18 protein-coding genes are annotated in these 16927 nt (G+C 63.2%); 12 read left to right on the top strand and 6 right to left on the bottom strand.

What is annotated here, in order from left to right; genetic code table 11:
• Nucleotides 1-309 precede the first annotated feature (309 nt).
• Both AC07N6_RS09365 and AC07N6_RS09360 read left to right on the top strand, forming a co-directional pair.
• Complete coding sequence (locus AC07N6_RS09365; protein WP_494780037.1) at nucleotides 310-1539, top strand: pyridoxal phosphate-dependent aminotransferase; 1230 nt, start codon at nucleotides 310-312, stop codon at nucleotides 1537-1539.
• A gap of 129 nt (nucleotides 1540-1668) precedes the next feature.
• Nucleotides 1669-2979, top strand: a complete 1311-nt coding sequence (locus tag AC07N6_RS09360) for a homoserine dehydrogenase (RefSeq protein WP_494780036.1) — start codon at nucleotides 1669-1671, stop codon at nucleotides 2977-2979.
• A gap of 87 nt (nucleotides 2980-3066) precedes the next feature.
• Here the strand turns inward: AC07N6_RS09360 and AC07N6_RS09355 are convergent, their stop codons facing one another.
• From AC07N6_RS09355 to AC07N6_RS09335, 5 genes are all read right to left on the bottom strand, one after another.
• Nucleotides 3067-3507, bottom strand: a complete 441-nt coding sequence (locus AC07N6_RS09355; RefSeq protein ID WP_494780035.1) for a surface-adhesin E family protein — start codon at nucleotides 3505-3507, stop codon at nucleotides 3067-3069.
• Between the two features lie 188 nt (nucleotides 3508-3695).
• On the bottom strand, nucleotides 3696-4556 hold the full coding sequence (locus tag AC07N6_RS09350) for an LpoB-related protein (RefSeq protein ID WP_494780034.1): 861 nt from the start codon (nucleotides 4554-4556) through the stop codon (nucleotides 3696-3698).
• A 21-nt stretch (nucleotides 4557-4577) separates the two neighbouring features.
• Nucleotides 4578-5189 (bottom strand): penicillin-binding protein activator LpoB, encoded by a 612-nt coding sequence (gene lpoB / locus AC07N6_RS09345; RefSeq protein WP_494780033.1) that lies wholly within the window; start codon nucleotides 5187-5189, stop codon nucleotides 4578-4580.
• A gap of 38 nt (nucleotides 5190-5227) precedes the next feature.
• Complete coding sequence (locus AC07N6_RS09340; protein WP_494780032.1) at nucleotides 5228-5641, bottom strand: YcfL family putative periplasmic lipoprotein; 414 nt, start codon at nucleotides 5639-5641, stop codon at nucleotides 5228-5230.
• A gap of 48 nt (nucleotides 5642-5689) precedes the next feature.
• Nucleotides 5690-7300 carry a COG3014 family protein gene (locus AC07N6_RS09335; RefSeq protein ID WP_494780031.1) on the bottom strand — a complete coding sequence of 537 codons (1611 nt, stop codon included), beginning with the start codon at nucleotides 7298-7300 and terminating at the stop codon, nucleotides 5690-5692.
• Nucleotides 7301-7519: 219 nt separating this feature from the next.
• Between AC07N6_RS09335 and AC07N6_RS09330 the strand changes: the two genes are divergently transcribed.
• The 10 genes from AC07N6_RS09330 to AC07N6_RS09285 all read left to right on the top strand — a co-directional run bounded on the left by AC07N6_RS09330 (nucleotide 7520) and on the right by AC07N6_RS09285 (nucleotide 15713).
• Nucleotides 7520-8659, top strand: coding sequence for a helix-turn-helix transcriptional regulator (locus AC07N6_RS09330; RefSeq protein WP_494780030.1), 1140 nt, complete (start codon nucleotides 7520-7522; stop codon nucleotides 8657-8659).
• Nucleotides 8660-8761: 102 nt separating this feature from the next.
• Nucleotides 8762-10222 carry a threonine synthase gene (thrC, locus tag AC07N6_RS09325; protein WP_494780029.1) on the top strand — a complete coding sequence of 487 codons (1461 nt, stop codon included), beginning with the start codon at nucleotides 8762-8764 and terminating at the stop codon, nucleotides 10220-10222.
• Between the two features lie 142 nt (nucleotides 10223-10364).
• Nucleotides 10365-10550 (top strand): hypothetical protein, encoded by a 186-nt coding sequence (locus tag AC07N6_RS09320; protein WP_494780028.1) that lies wholly within the window; start codon nucleotides 10365-10367, stop codon nucleotides 10548-10550.
• 54 nt (nucleotides 10551-10604) lie between these two features.
• Nucleotides 10605-11879, top strand: a complete 1275-nt coding sequence (locus tag AC07N6_RS09315) for a molybdopterin molybdotransferase MoeA (protein WP_494780027.1) — start codon at nucleotides 10605-10607, stop codon at nucleotides 11877-11879.
• The gene (gene moaD, locus AC07N6_RS09310) at nucleotides 11876-12133 is read left to right on the top strand and encodes a molybdopterin converting factor subunit 1 (protein WP_494780026.1); all 258 of its coding nucleotides are present in this window, start codon (nucleotides 11876-11878) and stop codon (nucleotides 12131-12133) included. The genes AC07N6_RS09315 and moaD overlap by 4 nt, the downstream gene beginning before the upstream one ends.
• A gap of 9 nt (nucleotides 12134-12142) precedes the next feature.
• A complete protein-coding gene (locus AC07N6_RS09305; RefSeq protein WP_494780025.1) occupies nucleotides 12143-12793 on the top strand; it encodes a class I SAM-dependent methyltransferase in 651 nt (216 codons plus the stop codon).
• A 107-nt stretch (nucleotides 12794-12900) separates the two neighbouring features.
• Nucleotides 12901-14307, top strand: coding sequence for a GntT/GntP/DsdX family permease (locus AC07N6_RS09300; RefSeq protein WP_494780024.1), 1407 nt, complete (start codon nucleotides 12901-12903; stop codon nucleotides 14305-14307).
• A gap of 125 nt (nucleotides 14308-14432) precedes the next feature.
• Nucleotides 14433-14885: a molybdopterin synthase catalytic subunit MoaE gene (gene moaE, locus AC07N6_RS09295; protein WP_494780023.1), complete on the top strand. Its 453-nt coding sequence runs from the start codon at nucleotides 14433-14435 to the stop codon at nucleotides 14883-14885.
• 334 nt (nucleotides 14886-15219) lie between these two features.
• Nucleotides 15220-15423 (top strand): hypothetical protein, encoded by a 204-nt coding sequence (locus AC07N6_RS09290; protein ID WP_494780022.1) that lies wholly within the window; start codon nucleotides 15220-15222, stop codon nucleotides 15421-15423.
• Nucleotides 15423-15713, top strand: a complete 291-nt coding sequence (locus AC07N6_RS09285; protein WP_141915606.1) for a helix-turn-helix transcriptional regulator — start codon at nucleotides 15423-15425, stop codon at nucleotides 15711-15713. Before AC07N6_RS09290 ends, AC07N6_RS09285 begins: the two co-directional genes overlap by 1 nt.
• A 200-nt stretch (nucleotides 15714-15913) precedes the next feature.
• Here AC07N6_RS09285 and AC07N6_RS09280 read toward each other — a convergent pair whose 3' ends face one another.
• Nucleotides 15914-16900, bottom strand: coding sequence for an HlyD family secretion protein (locus tag AC07N6_RS09280; RefSeq protein WP_494780021.1), 987 nt, complete (start codon nucleotides 16898-16900; stop codon nucleotides 15914-15916).
• Nucleotides 16901-16927: the final 27 nt, after the last annotated feature.

Genomic DNA, 16927 nt, shown 5'->3' with positions numbered 1-16927 from the left:
TTATCCGGCGCACGCCTATTTGATTGATAAAATGAACAGCTTTGGGCAAAATGGCCGGTTCCCGGCCGCTGGGCAATGGGCGCGCGCAAGCGCGTTTTGCGCCGCTTTCGTTGCGCCGCACGCATGCGCGCCAAGCGAAGCCGCCGCGGGAGTTGCCGCAAGGCACCGGATATCACCCAAAGAACCAAAGAATGCGCCGTGATGGAGAGACGGGAGCCGGAAAGGTCCCTGATCCGCCTGGCGCCAAGCGAAACGGATTCAGCCCGGCATGCCGCGGCGTCCCGCTTCAGAACACGTAGAGGAATGGCTGTGCGACCGATTCAGAAATCCAAGAAACTGGCAGATGTTTGTTACGACATTCGTGGTCCCGTGCTGGAAAAAGCGCGGCAGATGGAGGAAGAGGGCCACAAGATCATCAAGCTCAACATCGGCAACCTGGCCGCCTTCGGCTTCGACGCCCCGGACGAGATCGTCCAGGACATGATCCGCAACATGGGCAACGCCTCCGGCTATACCGACTCCAAGGGCCTGTTCGCGCCGCGCAAGTCGGTCATGCACTACACCCAGCAAAAGAAGATCGAGGGCGTGACCATCGATGACATCTATCTGGGCAATGGCGCTTCCGAGCTGATCGTCATGAGCGTGAACGCCTTGCTCAATACCGGCGACGAAGTGCTGGTGCCGTCGCCCGACTATCCGCTGTGGACCGCCGCAGTCAGCCTGTCGGGCGGCACGCCGGTGCATTACGTGTGCGACGAGCAGCAAGGCTGGCAGCCCGACATCGCCGACATCAAGAAGAAGATCACGTCCAACACCCGCGCGATCGTGGTCATCAACCCCAACAACCCGACCGGCGCGCTGTACTCGGTCGAGGTGCTGAAGGAAATCATCGAACTGGCGCGCCAGCACCAACTGATCATCCTGGCCGACGAGATCTACGACAAGGTGCTCTACGACGGCAATACCCATACCTCGCTGGCTTCGCTGGCCGACGACGTGCTGTTCATCACCTTCAACGGCCTGTCCAAGAACTACCGCTCGTGCGGCTACCGTGCCGGCTGGATGGTGGTCTCGGGCGAGAAGAAGCATGCCAGGGACTACATCGAGGGCCTCAACATGCTGGCCTCGATGCGCCTGTGCGCCAACGCGCCGGGCCAGTTTGCGATCCAGACCGCGCTGGGCGGCTACCAGAGCATCAACGACCTGGTCGGCCCGAACGGCCGTCTGACCAAGCAGCGCGACCTGGCGCACAAGCTGCTGACCGATATCCCGGGGGTGAGCTGCGTCAAGCCGAAGTCGGCGTTGTACATGTTCCCGCGCCTGGATCCGGAAATCTATCCGATCAAGGACGACCAGGAGTTCGCCTATGAACTGCTGGCCGAAGAGAAGGTGCTGATCGTGCAGGGCACCGGCTTCAACTGCCCGACGCCGGATCACTTCCGCGTGGTGTTCCTGCCCAATACCGACGACCTGACCGAATCCATGGGCCGCATTACCCATTTCCTCGAAGGCTATCGCCGTCGCCACGGCACCGCCTGACTGTCGGCAGCGCATCCGGCATCACCGCGCGGCAACGTGGCAAGGCCGCGCAGCGATTACCGTTTTACTTGCAGCATCCGTCCTGTTCCGTGAGCAGGGCGGCAATTTTTCACCAACCACGAAGACAATATGAAATCCATCAAAGTAGGTTTGCTCGGCATCGGCACCGTGGGTTCCGGTACTTTCAATGTTCTCAAGCGCAACCAGGAAGAGATTGCGGGCCGCGCCGGCCGGGGCATTGAAATTACCATGGTGGCCGATCTCAACACCGAGCGCGCCACCGAACTGACCAATGGAGAAGTCAAGGTTGTCAACGACGCCAACCTGGTGGTGAACGACCCTGACATCGACATCGTCATCGAGCTGATCGGCGGCTACGGCATCGCCAAGGACCTGGTCCTGAAGGCCATCGCCAACGGCAAGCACGTGGTCACCGCCAACAAGGCGCTGATCGCCACGCACGGCAACGAGATCTTCAAGGCGGCGCAGGAAAAAGGCGTGATGGTCGCGTTCGAAGCGGCGGTCGCCGGCGGCATCCCCATCATCAAGGCGCTGCGCGAAGGCCTGACCGCCAACCGCATCCAGTGGATCGCCGGCATCATCAACGGCACCACCAACTTCATCCTGTCCGAGATGCGTGACAAGGGCCTGGACTTCGACGTGGTGCTCAAGGAAGCGCAGCGCCTGGGTTACGCCGAAGCCGACCCGACCTTCGACATCGAAGGCGTGGACGCCGCCCACAAGCTGACCATCATGGCCTCGATCGCCTTCGGCATTCCGGTGCAATTCGACAAAGCGCACGTGGAAGGCATCACCAAGCTGCAGGCCAGCGACATCACCTACGCCGAGCAACTGGGCTACCGCATCAAGCTGCTGGGCATCACGCGCCAGACCGAGAAGGGCATCGAACTGCGCGTGCACCCGACGCTGATCCCGGCGCAGCGACTGATCGCCAATGTCGAAGGCGCGATGAACGCGGTAGTGGTGCGCGGCGACGCCGTCGGCGAGACCCTGTACTACGGCAAGGGCGCCGGCGCCGAGCCGACCGCCTCGGCCGTGATCGCCGACCTGGTCGACATCACCCGCCTGGCCACCGCCGATCCGGAACACCGCGTGCCGTACCTGGCGTTCCAGCCCGGCGCCATGGCCGATACGCCGGTGCTGCCGATGGCCGAGGTCACCACCAGCTACTACCTGCGCATGCGCGTGGCTGACAAGCCGGGCGTGCTGGCCGACGTTACCCGCATCCTGGCGGATTCGTCGATTTCGATCGATGCCATGCTGCAGAAGGAGCCTGCCGAAGGCGAGCAGCAGACCGACATCATCATGCTGACCCACCAGACCCAGGAAAAGAACATCGAGGCAGCCATCGCCAAGATCGAAGCGCTGGAGACGGTGGTCGGCAAGGTCACCAAGATCCGCCTGGAAGAGCTGAACTGAACGGCGGGGCCAATGGCAATGGCCCGCCAATGAAAAACGGAGCCGTATGGCTCCGTTTTTTTATGCCTGGCGCAAGGGAGCGGAGGCTTACTTCTTCTTGAGCTCGTAGCCGCACACTGCCTGCATCATGGCATCGCCGACCGACATCGGCTTGGGCTTGGTGAATTCCATGCCCTTGAGCGCGTCGGAATGGTCGCGCTTGTCGCCCTTGCCGTCGTTCTCGGCGAAGATGATCTCGCGCACCAGCTTCATGGTGCCGGCCTTGCAGTTGTACTGGTGCAAATCCTTGTAGGACTTCAGGCTGGGGAAGCCGGCGTCGCCGGTATTGGGGCGGGCCTCCTTGAAATTCCACATCGACCACGCCTCGCGGATGCCGCCGCTTTCGACGATGGAATCGGTATCGACCAGCAGTGTCGACTGGTCCGAGTCCCCCAGCGATTGCCAGTTCTCCGCATGTGCGGGAGCGCCAGCCAGCAAGGCGCCGAATGCACCGGAGATCGCCAGCAAGGTCTTGATCTTTTGTTTCATGCCGTTTCCATCCTTCTTGAGTTGAATGCCGTCTTTGATGTGGCTGCCGTGCAGGAGTTTCCGCCATGGCGGATGCACGAAGTGCCGCAGCATAGCCCGGCGTTGCCGGGCTTTCAAGGGTGGTAACGCTTTATTTCATCTGGCCGGGCGGGATTTGTTTTCTTTTTGGAAACAAATCGACGGCCATGTCACTTGAAGACCACGGTACGCTCTTCAGGTGCGGGGGCGCCGGCCGGTCCGGCATTGCGCGCGGCGCGGGACGCGCGGGTGGAGGCCGCGGGGTTGAATTGCGCCTCCATTTCGCTGGCCACGGCATCGCCCAGCGAGCGCGAGACCTCCTGCATCACCTTGCTCTTGTTGAGCGCGATCCGGGTCCCGGCGGCATTGGCCAGGCGCGTGTCCGAACCTTCGCCCATGGCCGAGAAGGCGGCCTTGATCTCATAGGTCCTGGTATTGATCAGCGAGAACTCGCCCACCAGTTCCAGCGCCAGCGAGAACGACACCGCATTCGATCCCTGGATGGGATGGGTCTCCTGGCGGAAGTCGATATTGTTGATGCTGCCGAACAGCACATAGTCGGCCCCGGGGTAATAGCCTTGCTTGATGCGGGCGATGATGTCGTACAGCTTTTCCGTGTTTTGCTGCGTCCACGGCTTGCCTTGCACCAGGCGGTATGAGCCGGACTTGAGCAGTTCGCCCTTGATGTCGGCGGTGAATTTGCGCAGCTCGCCGCGGCTGATGACGGTGATGCTGCCCGAGGCCGCCACCACCGAGCTTTCGCCGCGGCTCGACGAGCGCTCGGAGGCCGAGCCCGAGGAACTGTTGGCCGAGTCGCGGAAGCGGGCGCTGGAAGAGGCGCTGTTGTCGTGCTTCTCGCGCGCTTCGAAGTATTGGAAATACTCCTTCACTTGCTCTTCATACGACAGGTCGGTGACGGCGATCTTGGGCAGGTTTTGCGCGCCGGCCGTGGGAGCGGCCAGCACGATGCAAGCCAGGCCGCCGATTGCGCAGGCCGCGCACAGGGTACGCAGGAGGGATGATGGGTGCATGAGCGTTTCCTGAAGCGCCGTTCAGCGGCGCGAAGTCTTGCGGATTTCCTTCTCGTCGGCCCATTCGATGGTGCCGCCCTCGATGTCGGTCATGATCAGGCTGAACTTGTAATAGACATCCTTGACATCGCCGCCGCGCTTGACGATGGAAGTGATGTTGCCTTCGATGCGGTATTGCGCGCCTTGCATCTTGCCGACCTTGGCGGTGGCCGATTTCTTGTACAGGCCGCTGTTGTTCTGGCGGGTCAGCTCGTCGGTCTGGTTCTGCATGGCGTCGATGTCGGTGGCGAAGCGCATGGTGCCGCTCTTGACCAGCTGGGTGCGGATCGAGTCGCTGATGGAGCGCGTATCGATGTATTCGCTGGTCTTGTTCTTGACGTCGGCGAAGGTGACCAGCGGCTTGCTCTTGTAACCGCTGGCCGATTGCGCCAGCGAGCGCGCCATCGATTCGGCGATGGTTTGCAGGTCGGTCGAGCCGAATTCGTTGGTCACCTGTTCCACCGCCTTGGCGTCGCCGTACTGGACGTTGCCGCCGACGGTCGGCGTGCCGGGCGTGGCGCAGCCGAACAGGGTGGCGCATAAGGCGCACAAGGCCGTATGGCGAAGCTGGCGGGAGTGGAGGATGGCGTACATGGCGTTTCCTTTTTTGATGGCGATAAGAATGCAGCGGGTCATGGACTGTTGCCGGAAGCGCCGGGCTGGCTCAGCGAACGGTTATCGGTGGCGCTGAACTGGATCTTGAAGTCGCGCGCCTTGGTGGTCGGCGCGACGATCTGCAGCATCAGTTTTTGCGCGCCATGCAGCAGCACCGGTTTCCAGGCTTCGTCGTCCCATACCTGGAAGCCGGACTCATCCAGCCATTGCACCCGGTAATAGGCGCTTTGCTGGCGGGTGTCGAGGTTGGACAGTTCGGCTTGCACCCGCAGCAGGCCGTTTTGTTCGCGCATGCGCAAACCGGTGAATTGCAGCGAGGCCGGCTCGCCCATGGTTTCGATCTTGGAGCCGATGGTCTGGCCTGCGGCCGGCGCCGCAAAAAACAATGCGCAGGATGCTGCCAGCACGATGTTGCGTAAAAAAAACTGCATCTGGATTCTCCGATGTGTCGATGTCGTGATGACGCTGCCGGACGGCCGTTATTGGCCGGCCGCGGCCGAAACCGGCACGATGGCCTTCTTCCTGGCGGCGGCGCTGGCCAGCGCCTTTTCCTTGGCCGCCGCAGCCGCTTTGGCGGCATTGTCCGGCGCGGCTTTCTTGCCGGCCTTGGCGACCTTGGTGGGCGGGGTGTCCGGGGCGGCCAGGGCCAATGCGGCCTGTTGTTCGTTGAACGGCGTCTGGGCCAGATACAGCGTCAGTCCCGAGGTGCGCATGGTCACCACTGCGTAATTGCCTGAGAGCTTGACCTCCCGTGTCAGTTGGCCGGTGCCGGACAGCAGGCTGATGGTGTGGGCGCCGACCGGCAGCTTGATCCGCGCCACCGAGAAGAAGCCCGGCAGGGTGCGCCAGGTGCGTTCATCGGCCACTTCCGTCACTACCGCGCCGACCTTGGCCGCCAGGCTCAGCAACGAGCCGAAGGCGCCCATCGAGCCGGCGTTGTCGTCGATGGCCTTCTGTGCGACGCCGCGCGTGATGGCGCGCACCGAGGAGCGCGCGATGATGCCGGGCATCTCGTCGGAGAGCGCCTTGCGCGCCATCTGGTCGACGCTGGTCAGCAGGGCGACCGGCGCGGATTGGCCATCGATGTTGATGGCCGCGGGCGCCGTCGCACTATCGGCGGCGCGAATCACCGGCCAGGAAATCGGCGTGGCGATGATGGACAGGCCGCTGCGTCCCGGAATCGGCAGCATGATGGGCAGGGTCATGGAGGTGATGGCCGGGGCGCTGCCCGACTCGATCACGATCAGGGTATCGACCAGCTTGGGCGAGCGTGCGCGCACGCGGCCGTCCAGTCCCTTGAGGCCGTCTTCCAGCACCGGCTCGCCCGGGCGCATCTCGATCGCCTTGCGGTAGCCTGCCGCAGCCAGTGAAGGCTCGCCCAGGCTTTCATAGACGAAGCCGGCCAGGTAGTTGGCGATCGCGGATTCATAGGAATTCTTCAGCGCCTGCACTTGCGGGTCGGTCAGGGTCTCGACCGGATAGCCGTTGAGCTCCTTGAACGAGGTCGTCTTCAGGCCCTTGGATTCGGCGCTGCCTTTGGCTTGTTCCAGCTCCTTGCTGCGGAACTCGGCGATGATGGCCTCGCGTTCGTGCATCTTCTTGATCTCGGTGCGCGCCGAATCCCAGTCGCCGATGGCCAGATGGTCCAGCGCCAGCCGCAGGTTGACGAAAGTCTTTTCGTAATCGCGGCCATCGTAGCGGCGAGTGGTGTCGTTAAGCACGAAGGAACCGATGTCGCCAAACAATTTGGACGGATCGGTTTTGGCCTGCTCTTCCCAGCCGCGCACCTTCTCGTCGGCGGCCAGCCAGCTTTCCTTGCTGGCTTCATAGGAACCCTTCATGCGCAGCAGCTCGCCCTTCTCCATGAAGTAGAGCAAGTCCTTGTCCTGGTCGGGATTCTGTTGTTCCAGCGCCTGCAGCGCGAGATCGGGATTGCCGCCCTGCATGGCGCCGACGGTGCTGCCGGCCTTGTGGTCGTAACCCTGGGTGGCGCAACCGGCGATGAGACCCGCCGCCATGGCCCCCGCGCACAGGCGTTTGCCCAAGAACAGGGCGGTAGTTGCCCCCCGGCAGTTTGGCTTGCTTTGCATGATGTGTTTCTCCCCGGAATTGCCCACATCCTCAACCTTCATGTCCCCTGACAATTGCTCCTGTGAAAAAGCGAGCCGACTGAGTGTTTGGCAAGAAAAAATTCTAGAGAAACACAACAGAAAAAGCCTCATCCGTTTGAATGAGAAAGTGAAATGTTCTATGCTCGGAACCGGGAAGGCCAATCAAGTCGCCACAGTGAGCGGCATGGGGATAAAACAATGAAAACCGCCAATCAGGAACAGCGGTTCGACCACCTGGTCGGGCTGATTTACGAGTCGGTGCACGATGTCGGGCAACTGGCGCCGCTCATGGAGTTGATGTGCGACGAGATCGGTGCGGTCGCCGGGCATTACCTCCATATGGACATGTCGAGCAGGGAGGTATTCAGTTCCGTCATCAGCAATCCCATCTTCAACGCGGCCGATGCCGAATACCGGACTTACTACAACAGCGTCGACGAGCGCCTGCAGTGGGTCGCCACCGGCGCCGTCGGCGAGTGGCGCGCGGACTACCAGCGCTTCGACGAAGGCTTCGTACGCCGCAGCGAGATCTATAACGATTTCCTGTTCAAGTACGGCGCGCGCCACATGATCCTCGGCCGCATCGGCGGCGAGGCCCTGGACAATGAAGTGCTGTCGTTCCTGCGCCCGGTCGGCGCCGAGCACTACGATGCCGGCGATCTCCAGTTCCTGGAGCGCATGACCGGGCACATGATCCGTTCCTCCGTGCTGCGGCGGCGCCTGCGCGCCCTGGAAAGCCAGCAGCAGGCCGACCAGGCCCTGCTGAAATACTTTCCTTACGGTACGGTGTGGGTCGATGCCGCCTGCCGCGTGGTGTCGTTCAACAACGTGGCGGCCGACATGCTGGCCGGCGCCGATGGCATCTGCGTGAAGGCGCAACGCTTGCGCCTGGCCGACCCCGGCGCCGATGGCATGCTGGTGGCCGCCGTCAGCCAGGCCACCGGCGATGCGGGCCGGCGCGGGCAATGGTTTGCCGCCCGCCGCGAGCGCGACAGGCAGCCGCTGGTGGTGTCGGTCATTCCGGCGCAGCCGGATCGCCAGGCCGGCTTTGCCGATGGCGGCGGGCCGCTGGCCCTGGTGTTGCTGCAGGACATGAGCCGGCAGCATCTGCCGCGCAGCGCCATATTGCGCAAGATGTTCGGTTTGACGCCGGCCGAAGCCCGCCTGGCCGAAGCGCTGCTCGATAACGAGACCATCGAGAGTTACGCGCAAAAAGCCGGTGTCAGCCGCAATACGGTGCGCACCCATATGTCCAGCCTGTTTTCCAAGACCGGCACGCGGCGCCAGGCGGAACTCCTGCGCATCCTGATGATGGCGGAGCCGGCGATCCGTATTTGACGGTCTGTCGGCGGCAAAAGTGAGCGCGGCAGTGGCGGGGCGCTATAATGTCCGACTTCTCCGATTCCCCCGCATTCACGCATCCTGCAGCCATTACACGTCATGCAATACGTCTCCACTCGCGGTCATTCTGCCACTCCTTCCTTTTCCGAAATCCTGCTGGGCGGCCTGGCGCCGGATGGCGGCTTGTACCTGCCGTCGCAATACCCGCAAGTAAGCGGCGCCGAGCTGGACCAATGGCGCAAACTCTCCTACGCCGACCTGGCGTTTGAAGTGCTGAAGAAATTCGCCACCGACATTCCCGAGGCAGACCTGAAGGCCCTGGCGCACCAGACCTATACCGCCGATGTCTACCGCAACACCCGCGCCGGCGAAGACGCGTCGCAGATCACCCCGCTGCGCACGCTGGAAGACAAGGATGGCAAGAAGCTGGTGCTGCAAGGCTTGTCCAACGGCCCGACCCTGGCCTTCAAGGACATGGCCATGCAATTGCTGGGCAACCTGTTCGAATACGCGCTGGCCAAGAAGGGCGCCGAACTCAACATCGTCGGCGCCACCTCGGGCGACACCGGCAGCGCCGCCGAATACGCCATGCGCGGCAAGCGCGGCATCCGCGTGTTCATGCTGTCGCCGCACAGGAAGATGAGCGCTTTCCAGACCGCGCAGATGTTTAGCCTGCAGGATCCCAACATCTTCAACCTCGCCATCGAAGGCGTGTTCGACGACTGCCAGGACATCGTCAAGGCGATTTCCAACGACCTGGAATACAAGGCCGCCAAGAAGATCGGCACCGTCAATTCGATCAACTGGGCGCGCGTGGTGGCGCAGGTGGTGTACTACTTCCGCGGCTACCTGGCGGCGACCACCTCCAATGCGCAGAAGGTCTCGTTCACGGTGCCGTCCGGCAACTTCGGCAATATCTGCGCCGGCCACATCGCGCGCATGATGGGGCTGCCGATCGACAAGCTGGTGGTGGCCACCAACGAGAACGACGTGCTCGACGAGTTCTTCCGCACCGGCGTCTACCGCGTGCGCAAGTCGGCCGAGACTTACCACACCAGCAGCCCCAGCATGGATATCAGCAAGGCCTCCAACTTCGAGCGTTTCATCTACGACCTGCTGGGCCGCGACAGCGATCGCGTCAAGGCGCTGTTCCACAAGGTCGAGAGCGCCGGCGGCTTCGACCTGACCGGCAAGCCGGGCAGCGACGGCAACGAGTTCGCCAGCGTGATCAAGTACGGTTTCGCCTCCGGGAAATCGACCCACGCCGACCGCCTGGAGACCATCCGCTTCGCTGAAAAGAGCTATGGCATCACGGTCGACACCCACACCGCCGACGGCATCAAGGTGGCGCGCGAGAACCTCACGCCGGGGGTGACCATGATCGTGCTGGAAACCGCGCTGCCGGCCAAGTTCAACGAAACCATCCGCGAAGCGCTGGGCCGCGACGCCGACCGTCCGGCCGGGTTCGAGAACATCGAGGCGCTGCCGCAACGCTTCGAGGTGATGCCGGCCGACGCCGCCAAGGTCAAGAATTTCGTGGCGCAGCACACCGGCCTGTAAGCATGTCAAGGCGAGGGCGCAAAGTATGACCATCGAGCCGCAGGGCAAGAAATTATCATCATCTACTCATCGTTGGTGGATGTGTGGGCTTGTACGACAATACGAGCGATGAGCCTGTTTTGTTGAAGTGGGGAGAGAACTCATGAGCAAGCAAGATATTTCCAAAGCCAAGGATGCCGATTTGCGCGCCTCGCTGGCGGCTATGCAGCGTGCGGCCGAATTGGCGAGGCAAACGGCTCTTCAAACCAATACGGGAATCATCGTGGTGCGCGATGGCAAACCGGTGCAGATCACCGCGGAGCAACTGCGCCAAAAAATGGCGCGGTGATTCCCTGCGAAACCCGTGGGGGAGCGATAAATTGTCCCGAGACCAGCCCTAGATATGCAAGCCAATACCGCTACCCAGAATTCCTCGGAAAAATCGACCCGTCCCCCGCTGCAAAGCGTGGCGCAGGCGCTCGATATGCTGCTGAATGCAGCCGCGCCTGTGGACGGCGTGGAAACCATCTCCACGCTCGACGCCTGCGGCCGTGTGCTGGCGGCGTCTGTGCAGGCGCACATCAACGTGCCGGGCATGGACAATTCGCAGATGGACGGCTATGCCGTGCAGGCTGCCGACTGCGCCTCGGGCCAGGCCCGCTTGCGCGTCTCGCAACGCATTCCCGCCGGCCATGTCGGCCAGCCGCTGGAAGCCGGCACCGCCGCGCGCATTTTCACCGGCGCGATGATGCCCGCAGGCGCGGATGCGGTGGTCATGCAGGAGGCCTGTGACACCGATGGCGAATACGTCATCGTGCGTCACGTCCCGCGGCAGGGCGAATGGGTGCGTTATATCGGTGAAGATATCCGCCAGGGCAGCACCATTCTTGAAGCCGGCGCCCGCTTGCGTCCGCAGGAGCTGGGCTTGGCGGCCTCGGTGGGGCAGGCCGAACTCTCCGTGTGGCGCCGCTTGCGGGTGGCGGTATTTTTCACCGGTGATGAATTGACCATGCCGGGCCAGCCGCTGAAGCCCGGCGCCATCTATAACTCCAACCGTTTCCTGCTGCGCGGCCTGCTGGAAAAACTGGGCTGCGAGATCACCGACTACGGCATCGTCCCGGACAAGCTCGACGCCACCCGCAAGACGCTGCGCGACGCGGCGCAGCAGCATGACCTGATCATCACCAGCGGCGGCGTGTCGGTGGGCGAGGAAGACCATGTCAGGCCGGCGGTGGAAGCCGAAGGCCGCATCAACATGTGGCAGATCGCCATGAAGCCGGGCAAGCCGCTGGCCTTCGGCGAAGTGAACCGCCAGACGGCGCAAGAGGGGCGCGCCTTCTTCATCGGCCTGCCGGGCAACCCGGTATCGTCCTTGGTCACCTTCCTGGTCTTTGTGCGGCCCTTCCTGCTGCGCTTGCAGGGTTTGCCGCGCGCAGCCGTGCTGCCGCAGGCGCTGGCCATGCGCGCCGATTTCGCCTGGCCCAAGGCCGACCGCCGCCAGGAATTCCTGCGCGTGCGCCGCAACGCCAATGGCGGGCTCGACCTGTTTCCCAGCCAGGGCTCCAACGTGCTGACCTCGACCGTGTGGGCCGATGGCGTGGTCGATAATCCTGCCGGCAACACCATTGCCGTGGGGGACATGGTCTCCTTCATCTCTTTCCAGGATTTGCTCTCATGAAAATCGAACTGCGTTTCTTCGCCAGCGTGCGCGAGGCGCTCCAGACCACGCAGGAAGTCATCGAACTGCCGGCCAGCGTCAAGACCATCGGCGACGTGCGGGCCTTCCTGATCGGCCGCGGCGGCATCTGGGCCGAAGTGCTGGGGCCGGAAAAGAATTTGCGCATGGCTTACGACCATGTCATGACCGAGGCCGACACCGAGATCGTCGATGGCGGCGAGGTAGCGTTCTTCCCGCCGGTGACCGGCGGCTAAGGGGCGGCTGTGAGCGAGCGTAACGCCACCTCGGCCACCTCGGCCGCCTCGGCTGGCACGCTGGAGCACTATCGGCACAATGCGTCAGGGTTTCGCGAGGGGACCTGGGGGCACGATGTCAGCCAGAATATCGCCGCCTTGCTGGAAGCGTTGGCGGGGCGTGCTGGCGCCCCGGCCATGGCGCGATTTTCCATTCTCGACTTCGGCTGCGGCCCGGGGCGCGACTTGCTGGCGTTGTCGCGCCTGGGGCATGAGGCAATCGGGCTGGACGGCGCCGAAGAGTTCGTGCGCATGGCGCGCCAAGCCTCGGGTTGCGAAGTGTGGCACCAGGATTTCTTGCAGCTGGATGTGCCGGCATCGCGCTTTGACGGCATCTTTGCCAATGCTTCCCTGTTCCACGTACCGTCGGCCGACCTGCCGCGCGTGCTGGGGCAACTGCGCGATACGCTCAAAGCGGATGGCATTCTGTTCAGTTCCAATCCGCGTGGCGCGGATGTGGAAGGCTGGAGCGGGGAACGCTATGGCGTGTGGCATAGCCTGGAGGGCTGGCGTGGCTACCTGCTGGCTGCAGGATTTGTCGAATTGCGGCATTATTATCGCCCTGACGGTTTGCCGCGCGAGCAGCAACCGTGGCTGGCCAGCGTCTGGCAAAAGACCTGAACTGACCGGCGACCCGCTGCATACGGGTCACGATCCGTTTTTTGGGAGGAGACCGGGCATGCGCCAAACATGCCTGACCGAGGGGATGCACAAGACATCGTCCAGCGATGCGCATTCATCCACACCTGAAGAAGGAACCCGTCGTGATATCAACCCAACTGGCTGCCTGGGCGGCCCAGGATACCCAGCTCTTGCTGGTGACCCTGCTGGCGCTGGTCGCCATCGTGGTGCTGATCAGTTTTCTCAGCATCGCTCCCTTTCTCTCCATCCTGATCGGCACCTTCGTGGCCGGCATCGGCGCCGGCCTGCCGCTGGAAGACATCGCCAAGGCATTCAGCAAGGGGGCCGGCAGCATCCTCGGCGAAGCCGGCATCATCATCGCCCTGGGCGCCATGCTGGGCGCGCTGATGGCCGATTCCGGCGCGGCCGACAAGATCGTCACCACCTTGCTGCGCTACGCGCGCGGCCGCGCCATCCCCTGGATGATGGCGGTGGTGGCGCTGGTGATCGGCTTGCCGCTGTTCTTCGAAGTCGGCCTGGTGATGATGGCGCCGATCATTTTCGTCATGGCGCGCCGCTCCGGCTTGCCGATCATGCGCGTGGCCATTCCCGCGCTGGCCGGCATGACCACGCTGCACGCCTTGCTGCCGCCGCACCCGGGCCCGCTGATCGCGGTGAGCGCGCTGCATGCCGACCTCGGCACCACCATGTTGCTGGGCTTGCTGGTGGCGATACCGGCGGTGATCATCGCCGGCCCCTTGTACGGCAACTTCCTGGCGCCGCGCCTGAACGTGGCCGAGCCGGACCAGATCGGCAAGCTGTTCGCCGAGCGCGAGCGGAAATCGCAGCCCGGTTTCGTGCCGGCGCTGGTCACCATCCTGCTGCCGGTGGCGCTGATGCTGGGGCGCACCGTGGCGCGCATCTGGGTCACGCCCAAGACCGAGCTGTATGAGATGCTGAACTTCTTCGGCGAACCCATCATCGCGCTGACCGTCACGGTCCTGTTCGCGGTGGTGGTGCTGGGCTGGGGCCAGGGCGCCAGCCGCTTCGATGTCGGCGCCACCTTGCGCAAGGCATTGCCGCCGATCGCCGGCCTGCTGCTGACCATCGGCGCCGGCGGCGGCCTGAAGCAGGCGCTGCTGAGCGCCGGCATCAGCGACACCATCACCAAGATCGCCACCGGCACCCATGTGCCGTTGATCCTCCTGGCCTGGATCATCGCCGTGGCGTTGCGCCAGGCGACCGGTTCGGCCACGGTGGCCACCACCGCCACCGCCGGCATCGTGGCGCCGCTGGTGGCGGGCCTCTCGGCTACCCACAATTCGCTGATGGCGCTGGCCATCGGCGCCGGTTCGGTGTTCTTCTGCCACGTCAATGACGCCGGTTTCTGGATGGTCAAGGAATACTTCGGCCTGAACCTGAAACAGACGCTGGCGACCTGGTCGGTGATCCAGACCCTGGTGTCGGTGATCGGGCTGGGCATGACGTTGCTGCTGTGGGGCATACTGGTCTAAGCCGGTTCGATATTGCCAATGATGCGGGGCCTGACCAAAGTCGGGCCCCGCGTCGTTTGCGTCGTTTTAGCGCCCGCCGGCACTGTTAGAATCTATCGTCGCACTTCACTTTTCTTTCCGCCGCCATGCCCGTCCGTGTCCAGACCGCCGATTTCGATCTCTCAACCGAAGTGGCGCAACTGCGCCTGGCCAATCCCAAGGTCGGCGCGGTGGTGAGTTTCGTCGGCACCGTGCGCGACCTGAATGATGGCGCGGAAGTGTCCGGGATGGAGCTGGAACACTACCCGGAGATGACCGAGCGCGCGCTGGAGCAAATCGTGGCGCAAGCCCGGGAGCGCTGGCCGATCTTCGACGCGCTGGTGATCCACCGTGTCGGCCCCATGCAGCCGCTGGAGCAGATCGTGCTGGTGGCCGTGACTGCGCGTCATCGCGGCGAAGCCTTCGCCGCCTGTGAATTCATCATGGATTACCTCAAGACCCGGGCGCCGTTCTGGAAGAAGGAGCAGACGCCGGACGGCGCGCGCTGGGTCGACGCGCGCGAAAGCGATGACGCCGCATTGGGCAAGTGGGATAACTGACGCCGGGATAACGCGCCATCATTGGCGCCGCCGTAATGGCGCACAAGCTTTACCCGCATCCTCCATTGCGAGACCGAGACGCGCACGGTGCGGCGCGATCGGGCTTGGTTTCTGCCCGCGTGTTTGGGAGGAAGTAATCTGCAGTATTTACACATTAAACTATCATAATTAATAATAATTAATTTTTTATTAATGATATTGCGATGTGTATATGGATATTTCTTGCACACTCCAACTCTTTCTCGACGGGTGCTGGCACGATGCCGCTGTTCGACTTCGCCCCCGATGTGGTTGCACCCGGACGGCATCGCCCGGCGCATGCGCTGGGAGGCCGATGACGGCGGTTCGCCGCAATGGGCCAGCGCGATTGATCAAGCGGCACAAGCCGCGCAGCTTGATCGCGCAGCGTGTGCGGCCAATGGCGGCGCCGCTGGCAAGTTTGCTCGATGACGCCCGCGCGCTCGGGATTGAGGAAAAATTTTTGACTCCGCTGGCGGCGACCGTCAACCAGGTCGTGCTGCAATTGGAGGCGCTGTAATGGACAAGCGATTCAAACCGCTGACGCCGGTCGAGCAGTTGGCCGAGCGCAAGGCATTGGCCGATGAGTTGGCGGCCGACCCGACGCTGCCGGTGCCGGCCGTCATCCGCAAGATCCGCGCCGCGTTGCGCCTGACGATTGCCGAATATGCCCGCTTGTGCGGCGTATCGGCACGTACCTTGCAAGATATTGAAAGAGGCGAGTCCAGCCCCACATTGGCCACGGCGGAAAAGCTGCTTAAACCGATGGGCTTGACGGTCGGGGCGGTGAGTCAAAAACGCTCCGCTTGAAGGGGTAATGCCGTTCAGTTAAGCCGAAATTTCTCCGTCGCCCTGACGAAGGTCAGGGTCCAGCGTCGTTCAACGGCCATTGAGGCACAACGAAAGACACTGGATCCCGGCCTTCGCCGGGATGACGATTTGCAGATGGAAGGCTTAACTGAACAGCATTACGCTTGAAGGGGCGGTTTGGATGCCTGCGATGCAGGAACTCAGCTCTTGGGCGCCGGCGCAGCCTGTTCCTGCTGCTTGCCGCTGCCCGGTTCCAGCACCACGGTGCAAGTCAGGCCGGAAGCCAGCAGCACGTCTTTGGGCACGTCGTCCAGATGGATACGCACCGGGATGCGCTGGGCCAGGCGCACCCAGTTGAAGGTCGGGTTGACGTCGGCGATCAGTTCGCGGCTTTGCGGGTTGTCGCGGTCATAGATGCCGCGCGCGATGCTGTCGACGTGGCCGGAGAGGGTGGCGCCGTTGATCAGCTGGATCCTGGCCTTGTCGCCCACCGACAGCAGCGGCAGCTTGGTTTCTTCAAAGTAGGCGTAGACCCAGAACGAATGGCTGTCGATCACCGCGATCTTGGCCGCGCCGGCGGTGGCATAGTCGCCGCGGCGCACGTTCAGGTTGGTGATGTAGCCGTCTACCGGCGAGAACACCTTGGTGCGCTCCAGGTTCAGCTTGGCGGCGTCGCGCTGGGCGATGGCGGCCTGGTACTGCGCCTGGGCTGACTGTAGCTGCGCTTGCGCGGCCTGGAACTGCGCCTCGGACGAGGTGACCAGGGTGCCGGCATCTTCGCGGGCTTCGCGCGAGACCACCAGCGCATCCATGTCGGCCCGGCGCCGGGCCTGGGCGCGGCGCATGCTCAGGTCGGCGCGGCGCACGTCAATGTCGGCGCGGCGCACATCGAGGTCGGACTTGCGCGCGGCCACGGCGGCGTCGGCCTGCTGCAGCGCCAACTGGTAGCGCGCCGGGTCGATTTCCATCAGCAGGTCGCCTTTCTTGACCAGTTGATTGTCGCGCACCGGCAGCTCGACCACCTGGCCGGAGACGTCCGGCGCGATGTTGACCACGTCGGCGCGCACGCGGCCGTCGCGGGTCCACGGCGAGACCATGTAGTGCTGCCATAGCGTCCAGGCGAGGAAGATGGCCAGCAGGAAAATCAGCAGGGTGATGGCGAGGCGAAAAATCGATTTGACCGACATGATGAACTACTCCTGAATGTTTCTTTA

It is taken from the genome of Herbaspirillum sp. GW821-FHT09A12, assembly GCF_059418325.1.
This window is presented reverse-complemented; position numbering and strand designations above follow the sequence as displayed.